The organism is Nostoc sp. (assembly GCF_036917815.1).
Lineage (GTDB): Bacteria > Cyanobacteriota > Cyanobacteriia > Cyanobacteriales > Nostocaceae > Nostoc.
The window spans coordinates 1-21613 of the sequence record NZ_JBALEK010000069.1; the positions used below are offsets into that span (position 1 = coordinate 1).

Sequence of the window (21613 nt, forward strand, 5' to 3'; positions counted from 1 at the left end):
CTCCAGAATGAAGCAGGAAGTAAACGCTAAAGCTGTCTATAATTTTTCTCGCAAGAGTTTGGTTTAGCTAACTTTAGATAAGTTTTTCATAACGGACTAAATAACAGTGGCAGTTGCCAAATCTTGATAGTTTTAGCCTTTTTTTCGGATTAGCGATCGCTATATCGATATCATCTTGCAGAAAACGACCAGAAGCTCTTCAATTCCAAAACACGTCCCTATTCGGTAGTTTTTAAACTCCTGAAGGTTAAAGTAATTCGTAATTTGTAATTCAGTTTTGTAACGGCGATTTAGACCCCTATTTTCTTTCAAAGATGGGGTTCCCCTTTCCCCTCTTTTTCATCACTATCCTAATCAAACTCTGGAGGCCACAAATCTGCAATTGGTACTTCCCATCCTGGGAGCAGTTCGGGAACTGTTAAAATATCGCCATCACGAAGTATTATTGCCTCTTGTCCAAAGTTGTAAACTTCAGCAATGCGCTCATCTGGATTGAGTAAAATTCCTACCTGAGTTCCCAAACTCAGAAATTCTTGAATTTTGGCTCTCAGATCGTCTAAATTATCGCTAGGGGATTTCACCTCTACAGTCAAATCGGGAGCCAATTGAGCAAAAGACTTCGGACTGCGACGCAAGCGTTCAGCTAAAACAAATGAAGCGTCTGGTGCGCGTAAATCTGAATTAGGCAACCTGAAACCGGCGCTAGAAGCTGCTGTTCGTCCAAGTTTGCGCGGTCTAACCCAGTTACGTAGCTGGGCTACCATTTCAGCCGCGACCTCATCTGATTCGTATCCTGATGGACTCATAACAATAATATTACCCTTGACTAGTTCCATCCGAAAGTCGGGATGCTGTTGCTGCATTTGTTCCAAGTCTTCAAGCGTTAACGACATAAAACCTCTAATTATCAAACGCCTTGTATGTATATTAATTATGGAGACAACAGACCTCTCCAGGAGCGATCGCCCCATGAATTCCTCTGACTTTTCACCGGATGTGGAAAGGGGAGATTGGCTTTGCTAAGTGAATTTTCCTAATTACTTTCCGCCTTTATGATCAAACTTCAATTCCTACCACTATGACTTCAGATACCAAACCCATTTTTGATACCCTGGCTGTCGAAGGATCTGCAATCGACTGGAACCAACTACTAATCGAAATCCTGTCCGCTTTCGACTGCTCTACAGGTACCATCCATACCCTAGATCAGGACAGCCAGTTATTGCACCTAAAGGCTTACCAGGGAATTCCAGAATTTCTGTTGCCTAAAATGACGGTAATTCCCATTGGCAAAGGTATGGCCGGTATAGCCGCCGAACGCAAGCGACCCGTGCAGATTTGCAACTTGCAAACCGACGAATCGGGGGTGGCCAGACCCTCGGCAAAAGAAACGAAGGTAGAAGGGTCGATCGCGGTGCCGCTTATGCTGAATGGCCGATTGTATGGTGCCTTGGGCATTGCCAAGCGGTTTCACTACGAATTTACTCCCGAAGAGGAAGAGACACTGATGGAGATTGGAGAGGCTATTAGCCGGAAAATCGTCAGTTAAAATTAAATAGTATTACTTGTTTTCCAAATCTTGCAGCTTCTTGAGTTCGGATTCCGAGAGTTCATTAGTCACTGCGATCGTTCTAAGCTAAACCACATCTAGTTTGCATATCTAAAACTTATATAAGTACATTCGCAGATACTGTTCGTACTACCTTGCTAACGCGTCTCCGTACACCTAAAATTCTCGCTTGGTGAAAAAACTTGACGGTGAATCGATTATATAGTATTTTTGTACTATATATCGATTCAGTTTTGCATAAAACTTTAACACTCCCGACTACGCCAACAGGAGAGCAGAAAATAAATGAAGCTATCTAAGGTAGACTTGAGCAGTTTAGTCGCGATCGCTCACTCGGATGGATATTTACAGTTGTTGCTCGATCGAGGCGACGAACTGGAGTTTTTGGAAATTCCGGCACCGATACAAGCTTATGAAGGATTGCAAGAACTGAATGAGGTAATCGCTGAAACAACTGCATTACCCTTTGAAGAAGAACCAATTGCCATGCTACCAGTTATCTCATCAATGGCTATGGCTGTAGGCTACGATCGCAACGAACAGATTTTGCAAGTTGAGTTTCAAAGTGGATCTGTTTATCAATACTTAGGCGTAGACGAGGATACTTGGGAAGATTTGCATTCCTCCAACTCAATTGGCAGCTTTTTTAATCAAGAGATTAAAGGTAGATATGACTGCGATCGTCTAGATAATGCAGATTATACTAATGACTCATAGCTACATATAGGGTTTTCAATAATTCTTGCGTTGTGTAGCGCAAGTCCTGGTTCAGATCCAGTCGGTATTTCTATATTTTCTAACGACTGGATTGGAACTTGATTAATTGGTGGCAAGTACAGTTAGTAACTTTATGGGCAAATGTCCTCAAGCAACTTTTCCCGGTGTTACCCGGAATGGATAAACTGCAATATCCTCTATCCCGAAACCAAAGGTCGCAGGGATTACCTTTCTTGTAATATTTAGACTGGCATTGATATCTGCATGGATAAGCTGATGAAACTCTGGCATAGATTAGAGCGATTTGCTCCTGTTCTATTGGGTTATCAGACTCAATAATGATTGTCCCTGTTGATGGAATTTGGTAGCCGTTTAACTGCCCAGCCTTCCACCAACGATGTGCAGTTTTGTAACTTACCCCAACTTTCTTTGCATAATCAGATAACTTCATCCACCCATATTATCCCTATTGGGTATATATGGGTATAAAATCAATAAATATTTACAACACCTTAAATTTTGTACCCTCACCTACATAAATAACTTGATCCGGCGATCAAACCACCATGTTATGATTTGGTATGGTACACGAAAGTATACACAGAGTACTGATCGCCTTTCCTCCCGGTGATCGCAAAGGTACGCTAAACATAGACCAGCAAAACTTTGTTCAGAGACAATATAAAAAGCCTATATAATATCAAGACAGTTATGACTACTACATTTGCCTCTGCTATTAAACCAAGAGCCGAAGATAGTTTTGCCATTACCTTTGCACCATTGTCTCTTGAAGAAATCTATACCAAGTCTGACGATCCAGCCAATGGTGCTGTGGTTGTGATGAGTGGCATGGTTCGCAATCAAACCGATGGTAAACCTGTGATTGCTCTAGAGTATCAAGCTTACGAACCGATGGCATTGCGAATATTTTATCAAATTGCTGCTGATATTCGCTTATCTATGTCTGATGTAAATCGAATTGCTATTTATCATCGCATTGGACGTTTGCGAGTTGGGGAAATCAGCGTTTTAGTAGCTGTGGGTTGTCCGCATCGGAGTGAGGCGTTTGAAGCTTGCCAATATGCTATTGATACGCTAAAACACAATGCTCCTATATGGAAGAAAGAACATTGGCGAGATGGTTCTAGTTCCTGGGTGAGTATTGGTGCTTGTGAAGCATCAGGAGAAAATTGTTAAGATTTCCAATTTACCAACATTCCTGCCCACAACTGTTATTTTCACCTGTCAATAAACGCAGCCATGCAGCTCCTACTGGCTGATTACTACTTTCCAAAATAGCGACGAAGCCACTATCATCCTGACATCGCCAATTTTTCACATATTTTGCCAAATCAGGATTATTCTTCGCATCTTGCACTGTAAAATCACCTTTTTCTACCAGATGGGCTGCTTCATAAAGCATTTGCCAGAGAAAAGGCTCGTCTTCTTGTGCAAGTGGACGAATAGAATAATCCATCAGGTGAAGTTAGGGTAATTTACTCAGTGGTGTCGCTAAACCATCAATGCTGACGAGATTTTTCTTCTGTTGATATTCTCGAACTCCCTCTTCGCCTTTTTTACTAGCCCAGTTTACTAAAGTCTGGCGCTGACCTTGATATTCATAGAGTGGTACGCCAAAACCACAGGAAGTCTGGATTTTTTCAATGTCAGCGACGATAATTTGACGAGTTCCAGGTATTGGCAAAAACAGAGAATACATGCAGTCCCAGTCTGGAGAACTTGGTAAAATCGTGGTTCCTTGACCGTAAAGACGCAGGATACACGCGGGTTCTTCAAAGGCACAAAACATGAAGGTTATCCGCCCATTTTCTTGCAAATGGGCTGATGTTTCGTTACCACTGCCTGTGAGGTCTACGTAACCGACTCGATTGGGAGAGAGAATGCGAAAGCATCCCAGACCTTTAGGAGACAGGTTAACATGACCCGTAGGACTCAAAGGTGCAGAGCCAACAAAGAAAATGTGTTGGGCAGAAATAAAGTCTTGCTGTTCCTTAGTGATACACTCAAACAATTTAGACATAGACTGTCTGATTTATTTTACAAATTTCCCATGTTCTCAGCCTATGTCTTAGCTAAGAATCTAGCAAGTGCTAATTATCGATGTCTGGTTTAGAGGAAGGGAGTGGGGAGTAGAGACGCGATTCATCTGTTGTCTAGCTTGTTGGTAATAGCCATCGCCTATTACCAACCCCGCCGTTGTTCCCAAAACTGCAATTCCTAAAGCCAGTCCGTACCCACAAAAAATTTTTTGCCGAATACTAAGCTGGTAGAATCCTTGTTTAACCCAGTTAAAATATCTTAATTCAGGTGTCGCAGTCATGATACAACTCGCTGTGGAATTTTTCTATTAGGTGTTTTTTCATCAAAAACAAGAAATCCAGCCGCAAGTCAGTAAGAACACGTTTGATCCGAAATGCGTTCTTAGTCTATCAAAAGTTGCTTTTTTCTACCCTAGCGAAAAATACTGAAAATATGAAGATTAGAAGTATCTGTCTACTCAATACCCACTCAGTTTTATTAGAGACTTTCAAATATATGGTCTAAATTAATAGACATCGACCGAATTTAAATAGATGTTATCCAGAACCTTGTAGAGAAACAATAAATTCCTAGTAAAAAAAATGACCTTCAATTCCTGGGTTATCTGTCCTCAACCAAATCCTCAAGCCAACTTGCGTTTATTCTGCTTCCCCTACGCTGGTGGTAGCGCGGCAATTTTTCGCACATGGCCTAATAATCTACCTAGTAACGTTGAAGTCTGTGCTGTGGAATATCCGGGACGGGGAAGACAGATTAAATCAGCACCCTTCACGCGATTAGAACTTCTTGTTCAAGCAATCGCTCCAGTTCTCATACCATATTTAGATAAACCATTCGCTTTCTTCGGGCACAGTATGGGCGGATTAGTTAGCTTCGAGTTGACCCGTCTACTCCGCTCTCAGTATAGTCTTGTTCCCTTTCACCTCTTCATCTCTGCCCGTCGCGCCCCACAAATCCCGTTCACCAAATCACCTCTCCATATCTTATCAGACCCAGATTTGCAGGGCGAGCTACGCACTCTTAACGGTACACCCAAAGCAGTATTAGAAACCCCGGAACTAATGCAGATGTTCCTTCCTATTTTGCGGGCGGATTTTGCCGTTGTGGAAACTTATATTTACACTCAAAAACAGCCATTAGAGTGTCCTATTACTGTTTTTGGTGGTTTGCAAGACCAAGAAGTTAGTCATGAGGCTCTGCAAGGATGGCGAGAGCAGACAATCGCTGCTTTCTCATTACATGAGTTCAACGGTGACCACTTTTTTATCCATTCACACCAACAATTATTATTTAAACTGATATCTCAAGAATTACAGATGCGTGATGGTAGCCCGTAATGATAAACCCTTGTAGAGACATTACAGATAACGTCTCTACATTCATTTTCGCCGATGTCTATTATCTTTGGGTAGCGATCGCTAACCTTGCTCCCTTTACCTGACGTACTTGATCCATTATGCTCACTATCTCACCGTGTAAGACTTTTTGATCGGCATTAATAATCACCAATGCATCTGCATTAGAACCAACTAAAGTCCGCACTCGCGGTGCTAAATCCTTAACTGCTATTCGATCGCGATTTAGGCTTACCTGACCTTTTTCATCTACCGTGATGGTAATTTTAGTGGGAATTTGCTGTTCCTTCGCCGTGGCTGCCTTCGGTAGATTTACTGGCAACCCTTCTGATCGGGTTAAAAAGAGCGTTGACATAATAAAAAATGTCAAAAGGGCAAACATTACATCAATCAGAGGTACTACATTTATAAATGGTGGTAAATCTGGTTCATGATCATCGAGATCCATAAGACTTCTCCTGTTGTTCGTGATGATTAATTTGGTCATAGCGATCGAGGAACAGTATTTCTAGCTGTCCGCCGTACTCTTGAATCATTGCTATCTGCCTCTGGTATAGTCCCCGGAAGATGCTGGCTCCTAAAAGCACAAAGATAGCCACAATCAATCCTGAGGCGGTAGCAACTAAAGCTTCACTAATACCAGCAGTGACTACACCAGTTTTAGTACCTCCGACATCACCAATATCCAGTCCGGCAAATGAGCGAATTAATCCTAAAATTGTGCCGAGAAGTCCCAACAGAGGCGCTAAACCGATAATGGTATCAAATACAGCTTGAAACCGCTTGAGCATAGGTATTTCTGCTTGCGCTTCGCTTTTCAAAGCCAAACGAAATTTTTCTGGAGTCGGTCTTTCTAGCTGTAGTCCAGCCAGAAAAATGCGTGCTATAGGTAAATCTACATTTTTTTGCAGCTTATCTACAGCACTAACAACATTATCAAGTCGATAAAGATTTAAAACCTCTCGCACCACCCGGTTTTGACGCTTACCAATCTGTATCCAAAACTTCGCCCGCTCAATCATTAGTGCGCCTGCCAAAACCGAAAACGCCAGCAGGGGTAACATGACCACACCGCCTGCTTCAAACAAACTCTGAATTCCCATGTAGTGCCTCTAAACATCATCAACAATACAAAATCAGACTACTAGAACCAAGCTAAAAATGAAACTTTTTCTCAATAAAGTTTAAGATATAATAATGATTTTTTCAAATGAAATTATCATTAGTTTTATTAAACCTTTTTTTATTTTACATAAAAAAAAATAATCCTTGCATCACATGAAAATTAATTTTATCTAGAAATCGTCATAATAAACACTAATTTTCAAAGATATTTTGATTATTAAGTATGCTGTTCTTGACACTGCCCGAAATAATTTTAATTTTTTACTTGATATTTGCAACTATGCATTCTAATATGACTAAATTAGTGAGAATAGGTAGCAATAGCTATGAGCTTTTCCGGCACTACTGTCGAGCAACGTTCCAAAGAAGTTGAGGCTCTCAAGTCTTTTCTGACTTACAGTCTGATAGGTTCACTGGCGCTGCATATCGGCGTACTGTCCTCAGGCATAGGTAATTATTTGACGAGAGTACCCACGGGAGAAGAAGAACCAATAGAGGTGGCGATCGTTGATTCTTCAACTGCGGAACCAGAAAAACCACTTGAAAAAATTCTAGAATCTCCCAAAAAAGAACCAGAAATTGTTCAAAAACAGTCTATAGAAACTTCACCAGTACAAAAATCAGTACAAGAATTGGTTGAAAGACCAAAAATTCAGCCAGTTGAAGAACAACCAAAACAAACTACTCAAATTCAGCCAGTTCAACAACCAAAACAAACTACTCAAAACCCACAACCAACAAATAGGGAAATTGCTCCCAAACCAGAAGTCCCTGTGACAACTGTTGCTCCTCATGGTGGTGGTGGTGGTGGTGGCGGTGGTGGCGGCGGTAATCCAGTCCTAACAGGTAACTTTGGTAGCTCTGGCTCTGGCGTTGCTTTAAGTACAGGTACAGGAATTGGCTCTGGCAGTGGCACCGGCTCTGGCTCCGGTAGTGGTACAGGCTCTGGCTCCGGTAGTGGTACAGGCTCTGGCTCCGGTAGTGGTACAGGTTCAGGAATTGGCAGTGGTACAGGTAGTGGTACAGGTTCAGGAATTGGTTCTGGCTCTGGCAGTGGTATCGGCAATGGAGTAGGAAACCGTCCGACAGTAGCAACAGCGCCAATAGCGCCAACACCTCCAAAAATTAATAGCTCAGGTGATGGTAATGGCCGTGCAGCTTGCCGCGACTGTAATGCCAAGTATCCAGAGGCAGCAAGACGGCGAGGAGTTGAAGGCAGAGTAGAAGTAGCTGTCGATACTGATGCACAAGGTAATGTTACCAATGTGCGGATTGCTCGCTCTAGTGGAAACCGCGAATTAGATGAAGAAACCGCCAGACAAGCGCGTGAGTGGAAATTAAAACCCGCAGATGGCGGTAGACAAGGGGTATCGATCGCCACTGAATTTGCGATAAAAGGTTCACGGCGATCGCGCGAAGTTGAACAACGGCAAGCACAAAGACAAGCAGAAGAGAGAACCCAGCAGATAACGGCTGCTAACTCCACAGAGGAAGCTCCCAGACGCAGGCGCAGAGAGTTAACACCCTCATCTAATGAAGCTACAGCCACAAAACCAGCAATATCTGGATTGAGTCGGCGGCTGCAACCTCAAGAAGGGAAAAGTAGTGCTACAAGCTCATCATCTGGAGCTAGGACAACTAGGACTCCAGGAAGTGCAAGAGAGTCCTTACCCCGCACCCAGCCTGAACGAGCGACTACTGATTCATCACAACAGTCAGAAGCAACCACAAATCGACGGCGGCGAAAAGATAACACTAGCCAGAACAAGTTGCGGGAGTCTTTGCGCCGTTTACGTCAACAACCTCAATCGCCACCTGCTACACCACCTGCTGCTCCCAGTCAGCAGTAGTCTGTCAAGTTGAAATTGATGGGTTCGTAGTCAGCCCTGAAGTGCTTAAGACAAGGACTAAGGCGATTTACAGGAATAAATATACCGCCGCCGTTGGTTTCGACTTCGCTCAACCAACTGAGAGATCGAGAGTTGAGCGAAGCGATGCACTGAGCGTAGTCGAAGTGTCGAAACTCGCCAGCACAGGTATTTTCTTTCTCGGAAATCACCTAAAGTCCTTACTACAAACTTATTTATCTAGCATACTGGACAAAACTTATTGCAATCATAGTTTGATTAGCGATCGCGCGCCGCCTCCTGAAAACAGGAGGCGGTTTTTTTGATGAGTGCAATGAAAATCGTCTGTGCCCAAAGAATGCTAACAGTGTTTGCTCATCACCAATTATATGGTGAGAGGATAGTCAATAGCTAACTCTCAAGTTGCTCATCTGCACTTTATGCTAGGCGGAAAATTCACTGATTTGAATAAAACTTCTACATAAACACACACTGATGCAGTTTGATTTGCTTGAATAGCTATATTGATAGGACATTGATCGGACGGCAATTCACAATCCTGATTATGGCAAGTAAATTCATTGATGTTAGGGAATATACTGTTAGGGCACACAAAAGACAGATTCATACTCGTGTTTTCCAGTTTGTCTGTAAAGAGTGTAACGATCTGACAAAGCGCGAGACTTTCGGTCCTCGACCCTTATATTGTGAGAGATGTCGGCCTCCCCAACCGCCTAAGAAATCCCAGCCAACCTCTCATAGAGCAAAACCCAGAGCAATGTCTTATAAAAGTGACATCGATTTAAATTGATTAAAGCCTTATGACTCAAAACGGACAATTAGAACCACCTCCGGGCACTTTTCTATCACCACTGTTGGAATTACGAGACTATTATGCTCGCCTCACAGAAGAGTATGAACGCCTCTTTGTGCAGGCGCGATCGCAGCTCGATCATGTAGAAGCGTTGTTGTCTGACTGGTCTTTTTCTGATGCTAACAAGCAGATATCAAGGCTAACGGCGGCTGATGAAACCTCAAATCTTTCCTCAGAAGGCTCTCTGCTGTTTTTATCACCCCTTGATGACATTGACGAAATCAATTTGGTGGAGTCTGTAAAGTCAGTACAAAAAGACTCAGATCAGGTTGAGATAAATAATTCTTTTTCTGCTGCTGTTGATACAAAAGAGAGTCAAACTCTAACTACATCGCCAGATAGAAAGATACCCATAGAGAACAACGATAATTCAACAAAGGTAGCGGAAATCCCCATGCTACCGCAGTATCAGCACGCTCTCTCGCGAACGGAAGCCATAAAACAGCTATTGCAAGAGCAAATAGGTACTGTTTGTCATATTGATTTTATCGTGCGATCGCTTTATGGAGAGTTAGATTCCAATCTATTCAGAGTAGTTAAAGGTAGAGTTCAATCTTCCCTCACCCAAGGTAGAGAAAGGAATTACTGGGTAACTATTCCCGATGAGCCAGGTTGTTATACTCTGGATTTAAGTTTGGTAGCCCCAAATAATGGTAATAGTGCTTCTAAAAGCATCAAAAGCAAAAAGAAGAAACCTTTTGTACCCCCGACAAAAACAGTACCAATGCTCAAAGTCTTTGAGGGTCAATTCTTAATTGATGCCCTTACCTCTCTCTTTGAACAAAATCCAGGTAAAGTTTTCAGCGTCGCTGAAGTCATTGCCGGAATTTATGGAGAAATAGATTCTCAACAACTTAGAGAGATCAAAAATAAGGTGCTGAATGAATTATCTAGAGGCTATCGCACAGGCAGATTCTCTAGGGTTCCTAACCAAATTGGCTTCTATACTTTGGACTCCAATCTGAGTATTAGAGGGTAGTTCTCGTTAAATTGGGCATTGGGCATTGGGCACTTGTACTGAGCGCAGTCGTTGGCGCAGCCTAAGAAGAGAAGTATGGGGCATGGGGCATTGGGGACTGTTATTCTTTTCCTGTCTCTTTCTCCCTCTGCCCATCTATTGTATGCTCCCTCATCTCCCTCATCTCCCCAATCTCCCCAATCTCCCTCATCTCCCTCATCTCCCCCGTCTCCCCAGTCCCCAGTCCCCAATTCCCCTATCCCAAAAACAGCTTGTATGCCGGATTCTTATTCTCATCCCAATAGCGATAGCCCAGGTGATCGAGAAAAGCTTGCCACTCTTCCATCTCGTGAGGGGGAACCTGGATACCGACAACGATTCGCCCGTAGTCTGCGCCGTTGTTACGGTAGTGAAAAAGACTAATATTCCAGTCGGGACTCATGGAAGTAACAAACTTCATCAATGCGCCGGGACGTTCGGGAAACTCAAAACGGTAGAGCAATTCATTGTGAGCCAGGGGAGAGTGCCCACCCACCATGTGCCGCAGATGTAATTTAGTTAGTTCGTCGTCTGTTAAATCAAGAGTTTCAAATCCTTGAGCTTCAAAGGTTTCTACTATCTTTGCAGCATCGGCTCGATTTTGAATTTGCAGACCGACAAAAATATGGGCTGTTTTTTCATCGGCAATGCGATAATTAAACTCGGTAAGATTACGGTTGCCAATACATTCACAAAACTGGCGAATACTTCCCCGTTCCTCTGGAATTGTGACTGCAAAGATCGCTTCGCGGCGTTCGCCTAACTGTGCCCGTTCTGCCACAAAGCGGAGGCGATCAAAATTCATGTTTGCACCGCAGGCGACAGCAATTAAGGTTTGTCCCTCGATTTGTTCTCGTTCTGCGTAGGCTTTGGCCGCTGCGATCGCTAATGCACCGGCTGGTTCTAAAATTGATCGCGTATCCTCAAACACGTCTTTAATCGCAGCACAAGTATCATCTGTATCCACCAAAATGATTTCGTCTACATACTGCTGACATAAACGGAAGGTTTCTTCACCTACTTCTCGCACCGCCACGCCATCAGCAAATAACCCCACTTGGGACAAACGCACCCGATGTCCAGCTTTGAGCGATTGAGACATCGCATCAGCATCTACTGGTTCAACACCAATAATCTTGATTTCGGGACGCAACCGTTTCACATAAGCCCCAATGCCAGAAATTAATCCGCCCCCGCCAATGGCGACAAAAATCGCATGAATGGGTTGCTGATATTGCCGTAAAATTTCCATCCCGATTGTTCCTTGTCCAGCAATGACATGAGGATCGTCAAAGGGATGAATAAAGGTCAATCCTTTTTCTACTTCTAATTCACGGGCATAGCTATAAGCATCATCATAGGTATTTCCATGCAACACCACTGCTCCGCCCCTCATTCTCACCGCATCCACCTTGACTTGAGGTGTGGTTATTGGCATGACAATAATTGCTTTGGTTCCCAAGCGTTGGGCTGCAAGGGCGACTCCCTGAGCATGGTTTCCCGCAGATGCGGCGATTACACCCAGTGCCAATATATCTGGTGGCAGTTGCACCATTTTGTTATAAGCACCCCGCAGCTTAAAGGAAAATACTGACTGCATATCCTCACGTTTTAGCAGGAGTTGATTATTCAGCCGCGCAGACAAATTTGGGGCATACTCCAGTGGTGTTTCCTGAGCAACATCGTATACACGGGCAGTCAGGATTTGGATTAGGTAGTCGCAAAACATGGGTGTCAAAGTGTTAGCAAATGCTGGATGAAAAATAATTTTACATTCCAAGCGATCGCACTGGTTTTATCAAAACAGAATTACAAATTACTTTAAGGCGATCGCTCGTAGGTTGATTTTAAACTAGTTTTGCCAACTGTCTGAGTATTTAGATTAATAGATAAGTATAGTGTGGGTTATGAACATAACTTTTAAATTTATGTTAAAGTATGCATGGAAGATTACATTCGGCTGTATAGTTTGTTCTTATATATACTTGTATTACAGACCTCTCCGGATCTAAATCTCTACACCCCCTGATTCTGGAGACATTAATATGTCAATTTATGTCGGTAATCTAGCTTACGAGGTTAAAGAAGATGACCTCCGGCAAGTCTTTGCAGAATACGGAACTGTAAAAAATGTTCAATTGCCTATCGACCGCGAAACAGGTCGGGTTAGAGGTTTTGGTTTTGTAGAAATGGCATCAGACGCAGAAGAAGAAGCGGCAATTGCAGCCCTTGATAATGCTGAGTGGATGGGTCGGAGCTTAAAAGTTAATAAAGCCAAGCCTAAGACCGACGGAGGCGGCTCTGGTGGTAGACGAGGTGGTGATGGAGGAGGATACTCTCGACGCTATTAAGCTCTAAAACCAAGGATTTAACTCTAAGGTCTTGAGGGCAGATAAGGCGTCTGCCTTTTTTTTGCTTCGGTTTGGAGTGCTGAACGAAATAGTGCTGTTAGCGGTAAGCGGAGCCTTGAGCCAGTGCCCAGCAACTCGGCTTATATCAAGTCTGGGAGTTTCAAAACCGTCTTTTATGAAGCCATGCGTTAACGTAGCTTACCGCAAGTATTGTTTTTGTAACAGGTGTAGCAACCATGAACCAAGAAGCTAAACATATTGTTAGCGAACTAAGGCATAAGTTTTACTCTAACTTTGCTGCTGCTATGAATATGCCGGTAATCATAACTGGTACATCTTATAGTAGTAATTCACCCATCGCATCTTGGATGGATCAAAGGCACAGACTAAATTATATAAATGTATATGCTTATACAGCACCTGATGAATTTGTCCCATTCCGCCCATTTATTCTTCGACTGGCTATTAACAAGAGTGCTGGTAGAGTGACTGTGTTAAGAAAAGGACAAATATGCCGAGGTCAAAATTTGGTGTGGGATTTTGAGTTAACTGTATTACCAAAAGAAATCTTAGACTTTCTTCCCTGGATAGTTAACTTAGTTGAAGCCCATGATAAAGGTTCGCCCCTGTTGCTACAATCACCACCCCATTCATTTGAATTAAAAGTGCCAGAGGTAGAGTTCTTTAATAATGCATGGACTCAGAACGCTTGGCTCCTTGCAAATTCGACAATATCCTAATAGTAGTTTGTCAAGTTTAAGTTTCTCGCCACGCTCAAAAAACACTCTCCCCATTTGCACAATACCAAAACAAATTATCAATATAAAAAATGAGATCATCTTCTCACTCTTGCAAAAGTAACCAATAACGCCACTAAAAAAATAATTTTTAACATCTTATACTCAACAGAACGGAGAAGCATATTTAGGTTATAGCCTTAAACTCATTAAATTCATTGAAGTTTGGTAGTTGTCTAAAACACCGAATCCTAAAGCAGACAACAGAAAAGTTTTAAAGCCTTACAGCACATTTGATCTGAATGAGGTACACAAGGGCCGGATGCCCACCCCACAAGATTTATCAGATTAAGATGTGTACTTCATTTACTTGCAAAGTGCTGTATAACCAAAGAGAGCCTAATTTCGGATACTTTTGGATAAAAATAAATTTAACTTTTGTCATTCCAGTATAGAATGTCTGACAGCTGTTTAGATGACTCTAGAGTTATCATAAACCGCTTTGAGAGTCTAACTTTTTTAAGTAAGTTCTCGAATTCTCAGTATGGCAAACCTTATACTTGCTCATTGAGGACACACCATCGTATGATATCAATGTTCTCACCAGCTAAAGTTTTGCCTATTCCTCCAGAATTTTTACTAAGTATTTAATCTGACTAATCCCATATTTGATAACTGACGCATTTGCACCGCTCAATTTTAGAGAAATTAAAAAGCGTAGACGTGAAAAGGCTTGTTGTCAGACATCGCCTCTGGCTCTAGGAAATGTCCTGGGATGCTCTCTCACAAATTAAGACTTATATACCACCGAGAAAACCCTAGTTTAAAGAGATCGTAAATTGTCAAATATAATCTTGTGAACACGCTTTACAGAATTATGCAGTGTAAATAAGAATAGTAGATTAACCGAAGTAAAATTTTCCTGAATACAGGCAAGTAATGCTGTGATATGGAAAAGCAGTGAGTAGAGGAGAGAGAAAGCGATGAGGGACCCTTATCTGTTGGCAGCAGGCTTGTTAACAGGATTAGCAATACCAGCATCGGCTCTTCCACATCTGTCGATTGTCCTGCCAGAAAATTCTAGATTCCTGTGGGATTTAAAACAGGGTTCGCAGGCAATAGTCAGTACAAAAATTATCAACAGCGTTGATATCTCCTTACCACAACTCAGCGGACAAGGGTTCCAACCCCTAAAAAGTTCGCAGCCAACAGTAGGTGATAAAAACGTCTCTAGCGTACCAGAATTCAGCAGTCAGGGATTACCAGCGCCAACAGAGTCATCACTCAACGTCAGTACCCAAGCAACTGGTATATCACTGACATCTGGCAATCAACTTTACTACCAAAGATTGGCGGCTCTGAAAACAGGTCAGATTTATACACGCTTAGATAGTGATAATTTACAATCCTTGTGGGAGTCGATCAAGAAACGTCAACTAACTTATGATGACTGGAAAAGTTTACTAGCTTTAGAAGCGAGAGCGATCGCTCAAGGTCAAGGCCCAAATCATCTAAGTATCTTAGTTGGTGATTCTTTGACTATGTGGTTTCCTAAACAAAAACTACCCTCTGGTACATTGTGGCTGAATCAAGGCATATCTGGGGATACTTCCAGTGGTGTTTTAAAAAGATTGGGGGCATTTTCGGCAACCCGACCAGATGTGATTTACATCATGACTGGAATTAACGACTTACTAAAAGGCACTAGTGATGAAGCTATTTTGCGTAATTATCGCCGGATTCTCCACCGATTACGGCAGGAACACCCACATACTGAAATCATTGTCCAATCAATTTTGCCGACTCGCCGAGCAAAACTTTCTAATAGCCGCATTCGTCACATCAACATCCAACTAACCCTGATTGCCAAACAAGAAGGTGCTAATTATCTAAATATTTATAGCTGGTTTACCGATATGGAAGGCAATTTGCGCCCAGAGTTAACCACAGATGGGTTGCACTTGTCTCAAGAGGGATATGACGTGTGGCGAACGGCACTACAGCAGATAGAATACAAGGTCACTCAGCGTGAGAATTGAGCGATCAATATCTCCAGACAAGAAAAATCCTATACTTTAACGCCCAAGGCTTCCCGATTCAAAACCTGATTCAACTTACCGCTACGATAACCTTCTAAATCTAAGGTGACGTAGATAAATCCGAAATCTTGAAATGCCGAAACTAATTTTTGTAAATCGTTAGTCAAGACAAACTCTTTGATTTGTTCTGGTGGTAATTCAATGCGTGCTGTATCCCCTTCCGATCGCACGCGCAAATTCTGCCAACCTAGCTTTCTTAAGAAAATTTCTCCTCTACCGACTCGTTGTAACTTAGCGACAGTAATCTCTTCACCGTAAGGAAACCGGGAACTGAGGCAAGGTTGAGCAGGTTTATCCCACCACGGTAAATTGAGTTGTTGCGAAAGTTGGCGAACTTCAACTTTGGTGACACCAATTTCTGCTAAAGGCGATCGCGCCCCTCTTTCTTTAGCCGCCTGAATTCCTGGGCGATAATCATGCAAATCATCGGCATTCACCCCATCCACTACGTAGGGATAACCCAACTCTAAAGCTAAAGGTTTGAGAGTGTCGTGCAACTCACTTTTGCAAAAATAACAGCGATTGACAGGGTTAGAGGTGTAATTAGGATTTTCCATCTCGTGTGTCTGGACGATTTGATGAGGAATCCCAATGGTTGCAGCTTGAATTTTCGCGTCTTCCAACTCTTCTGGTAATAGCGAAGGAGAAACAGCAGTGACAGCCAAAGCGCGATCGCCCAACACATCAAAAGCAATTTTGGCAACCAAAGTACTATCAACGCCCCCAGAGTAGGCAATCAACGCCTGCTCCATTTCTGTAAACAAAGCTCTTAATTGCTCAAATTTTTCTGTCAGCATAATTGGCAAATCCTATTAAAGCCCTATAGCACCCTGCAAATTCCATTCTAGTAAAAACAGCAGCAGTGAGAAGAGAAATAACTCAGCAGAAAGTCAATCAACAGCCGCAAAATCAAGCAACACCGTCTTCTAGAAAATAAACCTCGGCTTTTCAACCAAAAATTTCTGACAGAGATTTACCATTTCTACTCATTTGGGTAACAACACCAGTCACCAAAGATTTATTGCTTTTTCAATGTAAATGTACCTCGGTCATTATCAACATCTATAAAAAACCCAGTAATCGTTTGAGGGTCATTTAGTCTACCGACAAGAGCGGCATTATAAGTAATTGGCGTTCCTGGCTGTGCAGTCTGAACAATAGTGATGACTGGCTTGCCGCGATTAGGGGTTGAATAAACATCAATCAGAAATAGGGAAGTATTGCCACCGGGTAAAATATATTTACCTGCATTGCCTGTAATCTGGATTGTACAACCACCTAGTACATAGCAAGGACTTCCTGGAAAGCTATTTGTATAGTCCCATGTCCCATCCAAATTGGCAGGTAAAGGAGCAGTAGCAATTGACTCAGATGCATCCTTAGCATAGATGATGCTGGAAGCTAACAGAGTCATTGTGGTAACGGCAAATAATTTACGTAACAGCATGAACAGCACCTTATTAAAAAAAGTAGTTCATAGCAGATTGTTAAATGTATTCCTGCTGCGTGATTGAAATGATAATATAGTCTGCCTATGTTGTTCTTTAAAATTAACGATATTATACATACTGCTTGACACTCCCCCGACTGAACAAATTTTGCTTTAAATTGGTGGTTTGCTGTATTTAGCCACCAGACTGGCTAAAAGTGGTAAATCAATCGGTTTAGAAATATAGTCATTTCCTCCAGCTGCTAAACAGGTTTCGCGATCGCCTTTCATCGCCATTGCTGTTTGAACAATTACTGGAATCGTCTTATATTGCCGATGTTCTCGCAGTTGTCGCACCAAGTTAAGACCATTTCCATCTGCCAGACAAACATCCATTAGAATTACTACTGGGTCTAACTCTCTGAGAGTTTCCCACATCTCAGTAGCATTCTTAACCCAAGTCACCTTATATCCCAATTTCCGTAGATAAATTTGCATCAAATCACCATTGGGTAAATCATTTTCTACCAGCAAAATATCTACAGAATAACTAGGTGTCAAAGTTAGAGGAAATGAAGAAAATTTTCCTTCCCCTGCTCCCTCATCTCTCCCTGCTCCCTCGTCTTGCTTAAAGGGAAGTACAAGGGTAAAACGGGAGCCATGATTTACTTCCGATTCCACTTTCACAGAACCACCGTGAATTTGGGCGAGTTTTCGAGTCACTACTAAACCCAAACCAGTACCTTCAACGCCATCAGCTACAGCCTTGGCAACTTGGAAATAGGGTTGAAACAGTTGAGCTAGATCTTCTTGGGAAATGCCAGAGCCAGTATCCCAAACTGTAAAATGCATAAATGCACCTTTGGGAGCAACCTGTAAGCCAACACTTCCGATACTTGTAAACTTTAGGGCGTTGAAAAGTAAATTCAACAGCATTTGCTTGAGTCGTAAGGGATCGGCTACTAGGGTTGTAACATTGGGTTCAAGTTCTAGACACAGTTTCAAACCCTTATTAGCGGCTTTCTCTTTCACCAGTGCCAAAACATTGTTACACAGCAGTGGTACATCTACTGATTCACACTGCACTTCCATCTGATTTGCTTCAATTTTAGAGAGATCCAAAATATCATTAATCAGAGCTAGCAAGTGCTTGCCGCTAGACTGAATAATATTTAAATACTCTTCTTGCTGGCGTTCTCTAGTTGCTTCAAATCCTGGGACTAAAAGCAAGTGGGTAAACCCAATAATGGAACTAAGCGGTGTGCGAATTTCGTGGCTGGTGTTTGCCAAAAACTGATTTTTCAGTTGATTGGTACGCTCCAATTCTTGATTGGAGTTACTTAACTGTTGATACCGTTGTTGCCAAGATAAAATCTGTCTAAGTTGTAGCAAAGCTGTTGTACAGTAGTTTGCAGACCTTGCCATCAATTGTGATCTGAGTTTAACTTGTGATTCTCTAAGAGAATCACGATCAGAGATTAGGGGCACTGCGGCGATAATTAGCCAGCCCATGACGCTGCCAGAATCATCAGCCAAAGGCCAAGCGCTCGGTGGTTGTTGATTCTCAAGCTGTTGCAAATCTTCGAGTTCTATAACCTCTTGCAATCTCAACAGCAGCTTTTTTTCTGCTGTCAGCACTTCTAGAAATAAAGGTTGTGAATTTGGGGATGGAGAACGAGAAACATAGCAAACTCTGGCAACAGTTTCTTGTGGTTGAAACAGAGCAATGCCGACGGCGCAATCTGTAAGCGCCAGATTACTGCTGTTCAAAGCACGATTGATTTCGTTAACTACAGTTTGGAAAATTTCCGCTTGTGCGGTTTCTGTCTGTGGAACAGTGTTACAAGCAGAAAGCAGGTAATCATTAAGGTGACTTTGCAACTGGTTCAAGCTGCTCTCCAGCCACAGTTGGGCGCGAAGTTGCTGAATTGTTGTCAAAAGTTTTGGCGTTGCATCTATCTGTGAGTTCTGGTCTGGTAAGCTTGAGTACTGCTGCATGGTCAACTAGACCCGTGAACAAGTTTAGCTTCGCATAAAAATCCCAAGAGGATTTTATGTATATTAGCGGACAATTCTTTTTTATTTATAAACCATAACTTATGTTGTTATAAACCATAACTTATGATGTCGAATTTAGCAGCTAGTCAAAAAAATTATTGTATAAACCACTAACCTCAAATTTTTAAAAGTGACTTCAGACTTATGGATACACAATTTGCCCAACTAATCGTCAATGGCATTGCGGTGGGGAGCATTATTGCTCTAGCCGCAGTCGGACTCACTCTTACATCTGGAATTTTACGGCTATCTAACTTTGCTCATGGTGATTTTCTCACTTTAGGAGCCTATCTCACCTGGCTGATAAACACTCTTGGAGTCAATATTTGGCTGTCGATGATCGTGGCGGCGGTGGGAACAGTAGCAGCAATGCTGTTATCGGAAAAGCTCCTGTGGTCAAGGATGCGCTCTATCCGTGCTACTTCCACGACGCTGATTATTATTTCCATCGGACTTGCCTTATTTATTCGCAATGGGATTATTTTTATCTGGGGTGGCAAAAACCAAAATTATAATTTACCTGTTACCCCGGCTTTAGATATTTTTGGTTTAAAGGTGCCGCAAAATCAATTATTGGTATTGGGGTTGGCGGTGCTAGCAATTTTGGGGCTGCATTATCTGCTGCAAAATACCAAAATTGGTAAGGCGATGAGAGCAGTTGCCGACGATCTAGACTTAGCCAGGGTTTCAGGTATCAATGTAGACCGAGTAATTTTCTGGACTTGGCTAATTGCTGGTACTCTTACGTCCTTGGGCGGCAGTATGTATGGGTTAATTACAGCCGTGCGCCCGAATATGGGATGGTTTTTAATTTTACCTTTATTCGCCTCAGTAATTCTTGGTGGCATTGGCAACCCTTACGGTGCGATCGCAGGAGCTTTGATTATTGGCATCGTCCAGGAAGTCAGCACTCCTTGGCTGGGTTCACAGTACAAACAAGGTGTAGCACTGTTGATCATGATTTTGGTGCTGCTCATTCGTCCCAAAGGTTTATTCAAAGGAACGATTTGAGCAGCACCACTCCACTTCTTAATTATTCAATAATGTGGAAATAGTAGGCTGCTACCAGCAAGTTGATAGCTAACAAGAACAGTGCCCAGCCTGTGCGATAGGCGTAGGGAGGTTTAGCTCCACTATCGGCAACGGCGGAAATCTTCGTTTTAGCAGTCATAATCCGATTCTCCTAATGTCAGAACTTTTTAAGAAATACCAAACTGGCGTACCAAATACCCAAATTCTTTAAGAATATTTGTGTAAACTTGGGGATTGGGGATTGGGGATTGGGGATTGGTTATTTTTTCTTTTCCTACTCCCTACTCCCTACTCCCCACTTCCCACTCCCTCCTCACCAGCATGATAGGAACTGCGAACCAGAGGCCCAGAACGAACATGATTGAATCCCATTTCCCATGCTAATCTGCCGAGTTGATCGAATTCCTCTGGAGTCCAATATTTTTGGACTGGCAAATGTTCTAAAGATGGTCGCATATACTGCCCGATAGTTAAGCGATCGCACCCCACAGCCCTTAAATCAGCCATTGCTTCAACAACTTCATCCAGTGTTTCTCCGTGTCCCAGCATCAAACCTGATTTGGTGGGAATTGTCGGATCGATTTCTTTGACCATAGCTAGCACCAAGAGTGAGCGATCGTACTTGGCTCCCCGCCGCACTGGTCTAGTTAACCGTTGCACTGTCTCAATATTGTGATTGAAACAAGCTGGTTTGGCTTTCACAATCATCGCTATCCGTTGGCGTTGACCTGATTCCCCAACACCAGCACCACCCCAAAAATCTGGGGTCAGCACTTCAATTTGAGTCTCTGGGTTCAACTGGCGGATAGTCGCGATTGTCTTCACAAAATGCCCTGCACCCTGATCGGGCAAGTCATCACGGGCTACAGAAGTCAGCACCACATAACGCAACCCCAAAAGCTGCACTGCTTGGGCTACCTTTTCAGGTTCCTCTAAATCAAGAGGCATCGGTGCATGACCTTTATCTACTTGACAGAAAGCACAAGAGCGTGTGCAGGTAGGCCCCATTAGTAAGAAAGTTGCAGTTTTTTGGGCGTAGCACTCTCCCCGGTTGGGACAGCGCCCTTCTTCGCAAATCGTGTGAATTTGCCGCTGCTTAATAATGCGTTGTACGGTAGAGATTTCACTGGCTTTACCAATCGGGCGACGTAACCAGCTAGGCATTGCCGTAATTTCAGACTTTAATTCGGCTTGTTGTGACGAAATCATAGACATCCAAGCAAGATGCGGATATAGAGTAGTGGTCTGTCAATTCATCGTTGACCGCAGTCCATACCCACCATATCAGTACATTGAGGGTGGGGACTTTCGCTCGGCGTTAAATATCACTGAAGAGGCGGAGGGGCAGGGAGCAGTGAGCA

The 21613-nt window shown here is 42.8% G+C and carries 25 protein-coding genes; 11 read left to right on the forward strand and 14 right to left on the reverse strand.

Features of this window, described 5'->3' with window-relative positions; translation table 11 throughout:
* Window positions 1-350 precede the first annotated feature (350 nt).
* The gene (locus V7K97_RS22060) at window positions 351-893 is read right to left on the reverse strand and encodes a Uma2 family endonuclease (RefSeq protein ID WP_334803125.1); all 543 of its coding nucleotides are present in this window, start codon (window positions 891-893) and stop codon (window positions 351-353) included.
* A gap of 185 nt (window positions 894-1078) precedes the next feature.
* Between V7K97_RS22060 and V7K97_RS22065 the strand changes: the two genes are divergently transcribed.
* Both V7K97_RS22065 and V7K97_RS22070 read left to right on the forward strand, forming a co-directional pair.
* A complete protein-coding gene (locus tag V7K97_RS22065) occupies window positions 1079-1549 on the forward strand; it encodes a GAF domain-containing protein (RefSeq protein ID WP_334803126.1) in 471 nt (156 codons plus the stop codon).
* Between the two features lie 306 nt (window positions 1550-1855).
* Complete coding sequence (locus V7K97_RS22070) at window positions 1856-2287, forward strand: KTSC domain-containing protein (protein WP_334803127.1); 432 nt, start codon at window positions 1856-1858, stop codon at window positions 2285-2287.
* 79 nt (window positions 2288-2366) lie between these two features.
* Here V7K97_RS22070 and V7K97_RS22075 read toward each other — a convergent pair whose 3' ends face one another.
* Entirely contained in the window at window positions 2367-2738 is a 372-nt protein-coding gene (locus V7K97_RS22075; protein ID WP_334803128.1) for a hypothetical protein, read from the reverse strand.
* A 260-nt stretch (window positions 2739-2998) separates the two neighbouring features.
* On the opposite strand from V7K97_RS22075, the gene V7K97_RS22080 reads away from it, so the two are divergent.
* On the forward strand, window positions 2999-3484 hold the full coding sequence (locus V7K97_RS22080; protein WP_334803129.1) for a molybdenum cofactor biosynthesis protein MoaE: 486 nt from the start codon (window positions 2999-3001) through the stop codon (window positions 3482-3484).
* Between the two features lie 10 nt (window positions 3485-3494).
* Here V7K97_RS22080 and V7K97_RS22085 read toward each other — a convergent pair whose 3' ends face one another.
* Genes V7K97_RS22085 through V7K97_RS22095 form a run of 3 tightly spaced genes read right to left on the reverse strand, consistent with a single transcriptional unit; the run spans window position 3495 to window position 4628 of the window.
* A complete protein-coding gene (locus V7K97_RS22085; RefSeq protein WP_334803130.1) occupies window positions 3495-3764 on the reverse strand; it encodes a hypothetical protein in 270 nt (89 codons plus the stop codon).
* A gap of 9 nt (window positions 3765-3773) precedes the next feature.
* Window positions 3774-4328 (reverse strand): pyridoxamine 5'-phosphate oxidase family protein, encoded by a 555-nt coding sequence (locus V7K97_RS22090; protein WP_334803131.1) that lies wholly within the window; start codon window positions 4326-4328, stop codon window positions 3774-3776.
* Between the two features lie 60 nt (window positions 4329-4388).
* Entirely contained in the window at window positions 4389-4628 is a 240-nt protein-coding gene (locus V7K97_RS22095; protein WP_334803132.1) for a hypothetical protein, read from the reverse strand.
* A 301-nt stretch (window positions 4629-4929) separates the two neighbouring features.
* On the opposite strand from V7K97_RS22095, the gene V7K97_RS22100 reads away from it, so the two are divergent.
* On the forward strand, window positions 4930-5685 hold the full coding sequence (locus tag V7K97_RS22100; protein WP_334803133.1) for a thioesterase II family protein: 756 nt from the start codon (window positions 4930-4932) through the stop codon (window positions 5683-5685).
* Window positions 5686-5746: 61 nt separating this feature from the next.
* Here V7K97_RS22100 and V7K97_RS22105 read toward each other — a convergent pair whose 3' ends face one another.
* Together V7K97_RS22105 and V7K97_RS22110 are read right to left on the reverse strand one after the other, a co-directional pair.
* The gene (locus V7K97_RS22105; protein WP_334803134.1) at window positions 5747-6151 is read right to left on the reverse strand and encodes an ExbD/TolR family protein; all 405 of its coding nucleotides are present in this window, start codon (window positions 6149-6151) and stop codon (window positions 5747-5749) included.
* Complete coding sequence (locus V7K97_RS22110) at window positions 6138-6806, reverse strand: MotA/TolQ/ExbB proton channel family protein (protein WP_334803135.1); 669 nt, start codon at window positions 6804-6806, stop codon at window positions 6138-6140. Before V7K97_RS22110 ends, V7K97_RS22105 begins: the two co-directional genes overlap by 14 nt.
* Before the next feature lie 348 nt (window positions 6807-7154).
* On the opposite strand from V7K97_RS22110, the gene V7K97_RS22115 reads away from it, so the two are divergent.
* Window positions 7155-8678 carry an energy transducer TonB gene (locus V7K97_RS22115; RefSeq protein ID WP_334803136.1) on the forward strand — a complete coding sequence of 508 codons (1524 nt, stop codon included), beginning with the start codon at window positions 7155-7157 and terminating at the stop codon, window positions 8676-8678.
* On the opposite strand, the gene V7K97_RS22120 is transcribed toward V7K97_RS22115, so the two are convergent.
* Window positions 8669-8887 (reverse strand): hypothetical protein, encoded by a 219-nt coding sequence (locus V7K97_RS22120; protein WP_334803137.1) that lies wholly within the window; start codon window positions 8885-8887, stop codon window positions 8669-8671. The genes V7K97_RS22115 and V7K97_RS22120 overlap by 10 nt on opposite strands.
* A gap of 353 nt (window positions 8888-9240) precedes the next feature.
* On the opposite strand from V7K97_RS22120, the gene V7K97_RS22125 reads away from it, so the two are divergent.
* Window positions 9241-9486, forward strand: coding sequence for a hypothetical protein (locus V7K97_RS22125; RefSeq protein ID WP_334803138.1), 246 nt, complete (start codon window positions 9241-9243; stop codon window positions 9484-9486).
* Between the two features lie 10 nt (window positions 9487-9496).
* The gene (locus tag V7K97_RS22130) at window positions 9497-10528 is read left to right on the forward strand and encodes a hypothetical protein (RefSeq protein ID WP_334803139.1); all 1032 of its coding nucleotides are present in this window, start codon (window positions 9497-9499) and stop codon (window positions 10526-10528) included.
* A 235-nt stretch (window positions 10529-10763) separates the two neighbouring features.
* On the opposite strand, the gene ilvA is transcribed toward V7K97_RS22130, so the two are convergent.
* Window positions 10764-12275 (reverse strand): threonine ammonia-lyase, biosynthetic, encoded by a 1512-nt coding sequence (gene ilvA / locus V7K97_RS22135; RefSeq protein ID WP_334803171.1) that lies wholly within the window; start codon window positions 12273-12275, stop codon window positions 10764-10766.
* A 316-nt stretch (window positions 12276-12591) separates the two neighbouring features.
* Here ilvA and V7K97_RS22140 point away from each other — a divergent pair, with 316 nt between their 5' ends.
* From V7K97_RS22140 to V7K97_RS22150, 3 genes are all read left to right on the forward strand, one after another.
* Window positions 12592-12897, forward strand: a complete 306-nt coding sequence (locus tag V7K97_RS22140) for an RNA recognition motif domain-containing protein (RefSeq protein ID WP_334803140.1) — start codon at window positions 12592-12594, stop codon at window positions 12895-12897.
* Window positions 12898-13133: 236 nt separating this feature from the next.
* Window positions 13134-13637 carry a hypothetical protein gene (locus V7K97_RS22145; RefSeq protein ID WP_334803141.1) on the forward strand — a complete coding sequence of 168 codons (504 nt, stop codon included), beginning with the start codon at window positions 13134-13136 and terminating at the stop codon, window positions 13635-13637.
* Between the two features lie 980 nt (window positions 13638-14617).
* Complete coding sequence (locus V7K97_RS22150; RefSeq protein ID WP_334803142.1) at window positions 14618-15673, forward strand: SGNH/GDSL hydrolase family protein; 1056 nt, start codon at window positions 14618-14620, stop codon at window positions 15671-15673.
* A 29-nt stretch (window positions 15674-15702) separates the two neighbouring features.
* Here V7K97_RS22150 and larE read toward each other — a convergent pair whose 3' ends face one another.
* The 3 genes from larE to hrmK all read right to left on the reverse strand — a co-directional run bounded on the left by larE (window position 15703) and on the right by hrmK (window position 19160).
* A complete protein-coding gene (larE, locus tag V7K97_RS22155) occupies window positions 15703-16530 on the reverse strand; it encodes an ATP-dependent sacrificial sulfur transferase LarE (RefSeq protein WP_334803143.1) in 828 nt (275 codons plus the stop codon).
* Between the two features lie 221 nt (window positions 16531-16751).
* Window positions 16752-17180, reverse strand: coding sequence for a hypothetical protein (locus tag V7K97_RS22160; RefSeq protein ID WP_334803144.1), 429 nt, complete (start codon window positions 17178-17180; stop codon window positions 16752-16754).
* A 156-nt stretch (window positions 17181-17336) separates the two neighbouring features.
* Entirely contained in the window at window positions 17337-19160 is a 1824-nt protein-coding gene (gene hrmK / locus V7K97_RS22165) for a hybrid histidine kinase/response regulator HrmK (protein ID WP_334803145.1), read from the reverse strand.
* A gap of 204 nt (window positions 19161-19364) precedes the next feature.
* On the opposite strand from hrmK, the gene V7K97_RS22170 reads away from it, so the two are divergent.
* On the forward strand, window positions 19365-20231 hold the full coding sequence (locus V7K97_RS22170; protein WP_334803146.1) for a branched-chain amino acid ABC transporter permease: 867 nt from the start codon (window positions 19365-19367) through the stop codon (window positions 20229-20231).
* Between the two features lie 22 nt (window positions 20232-20253).
* Here the strand turns inward: V7K97_RS22170 and V7K97_RS22175 are convergent, their stop codons facing one another.
* Window positions 20254-20391 (reverse strand): photosystem I protein PsaX, encoded by a 138-nt coding sequence (locus V7K97_RS22175; protein ID WP_334803147.1) that lies wholly within the window; start codon window positions 20389-20391, stop codon window positions 20254-20256.
* Between the two features lie 149 nt (window positions 20392-20540).
* The gene (gene lipA / locus V7K97_RS22180) at window positions 20541-21461 is read right to left on the reverse strand and encodes a lipoyl synthase (protein ID WP_334803172.1); all 921 of its coding nucleotides are present in this window, start codon (window positions 21459-21461) and stop codon (window positions 20541-20543) included.
* Window positions 21462-21613 lie beyond the last annotated feature (152 nt).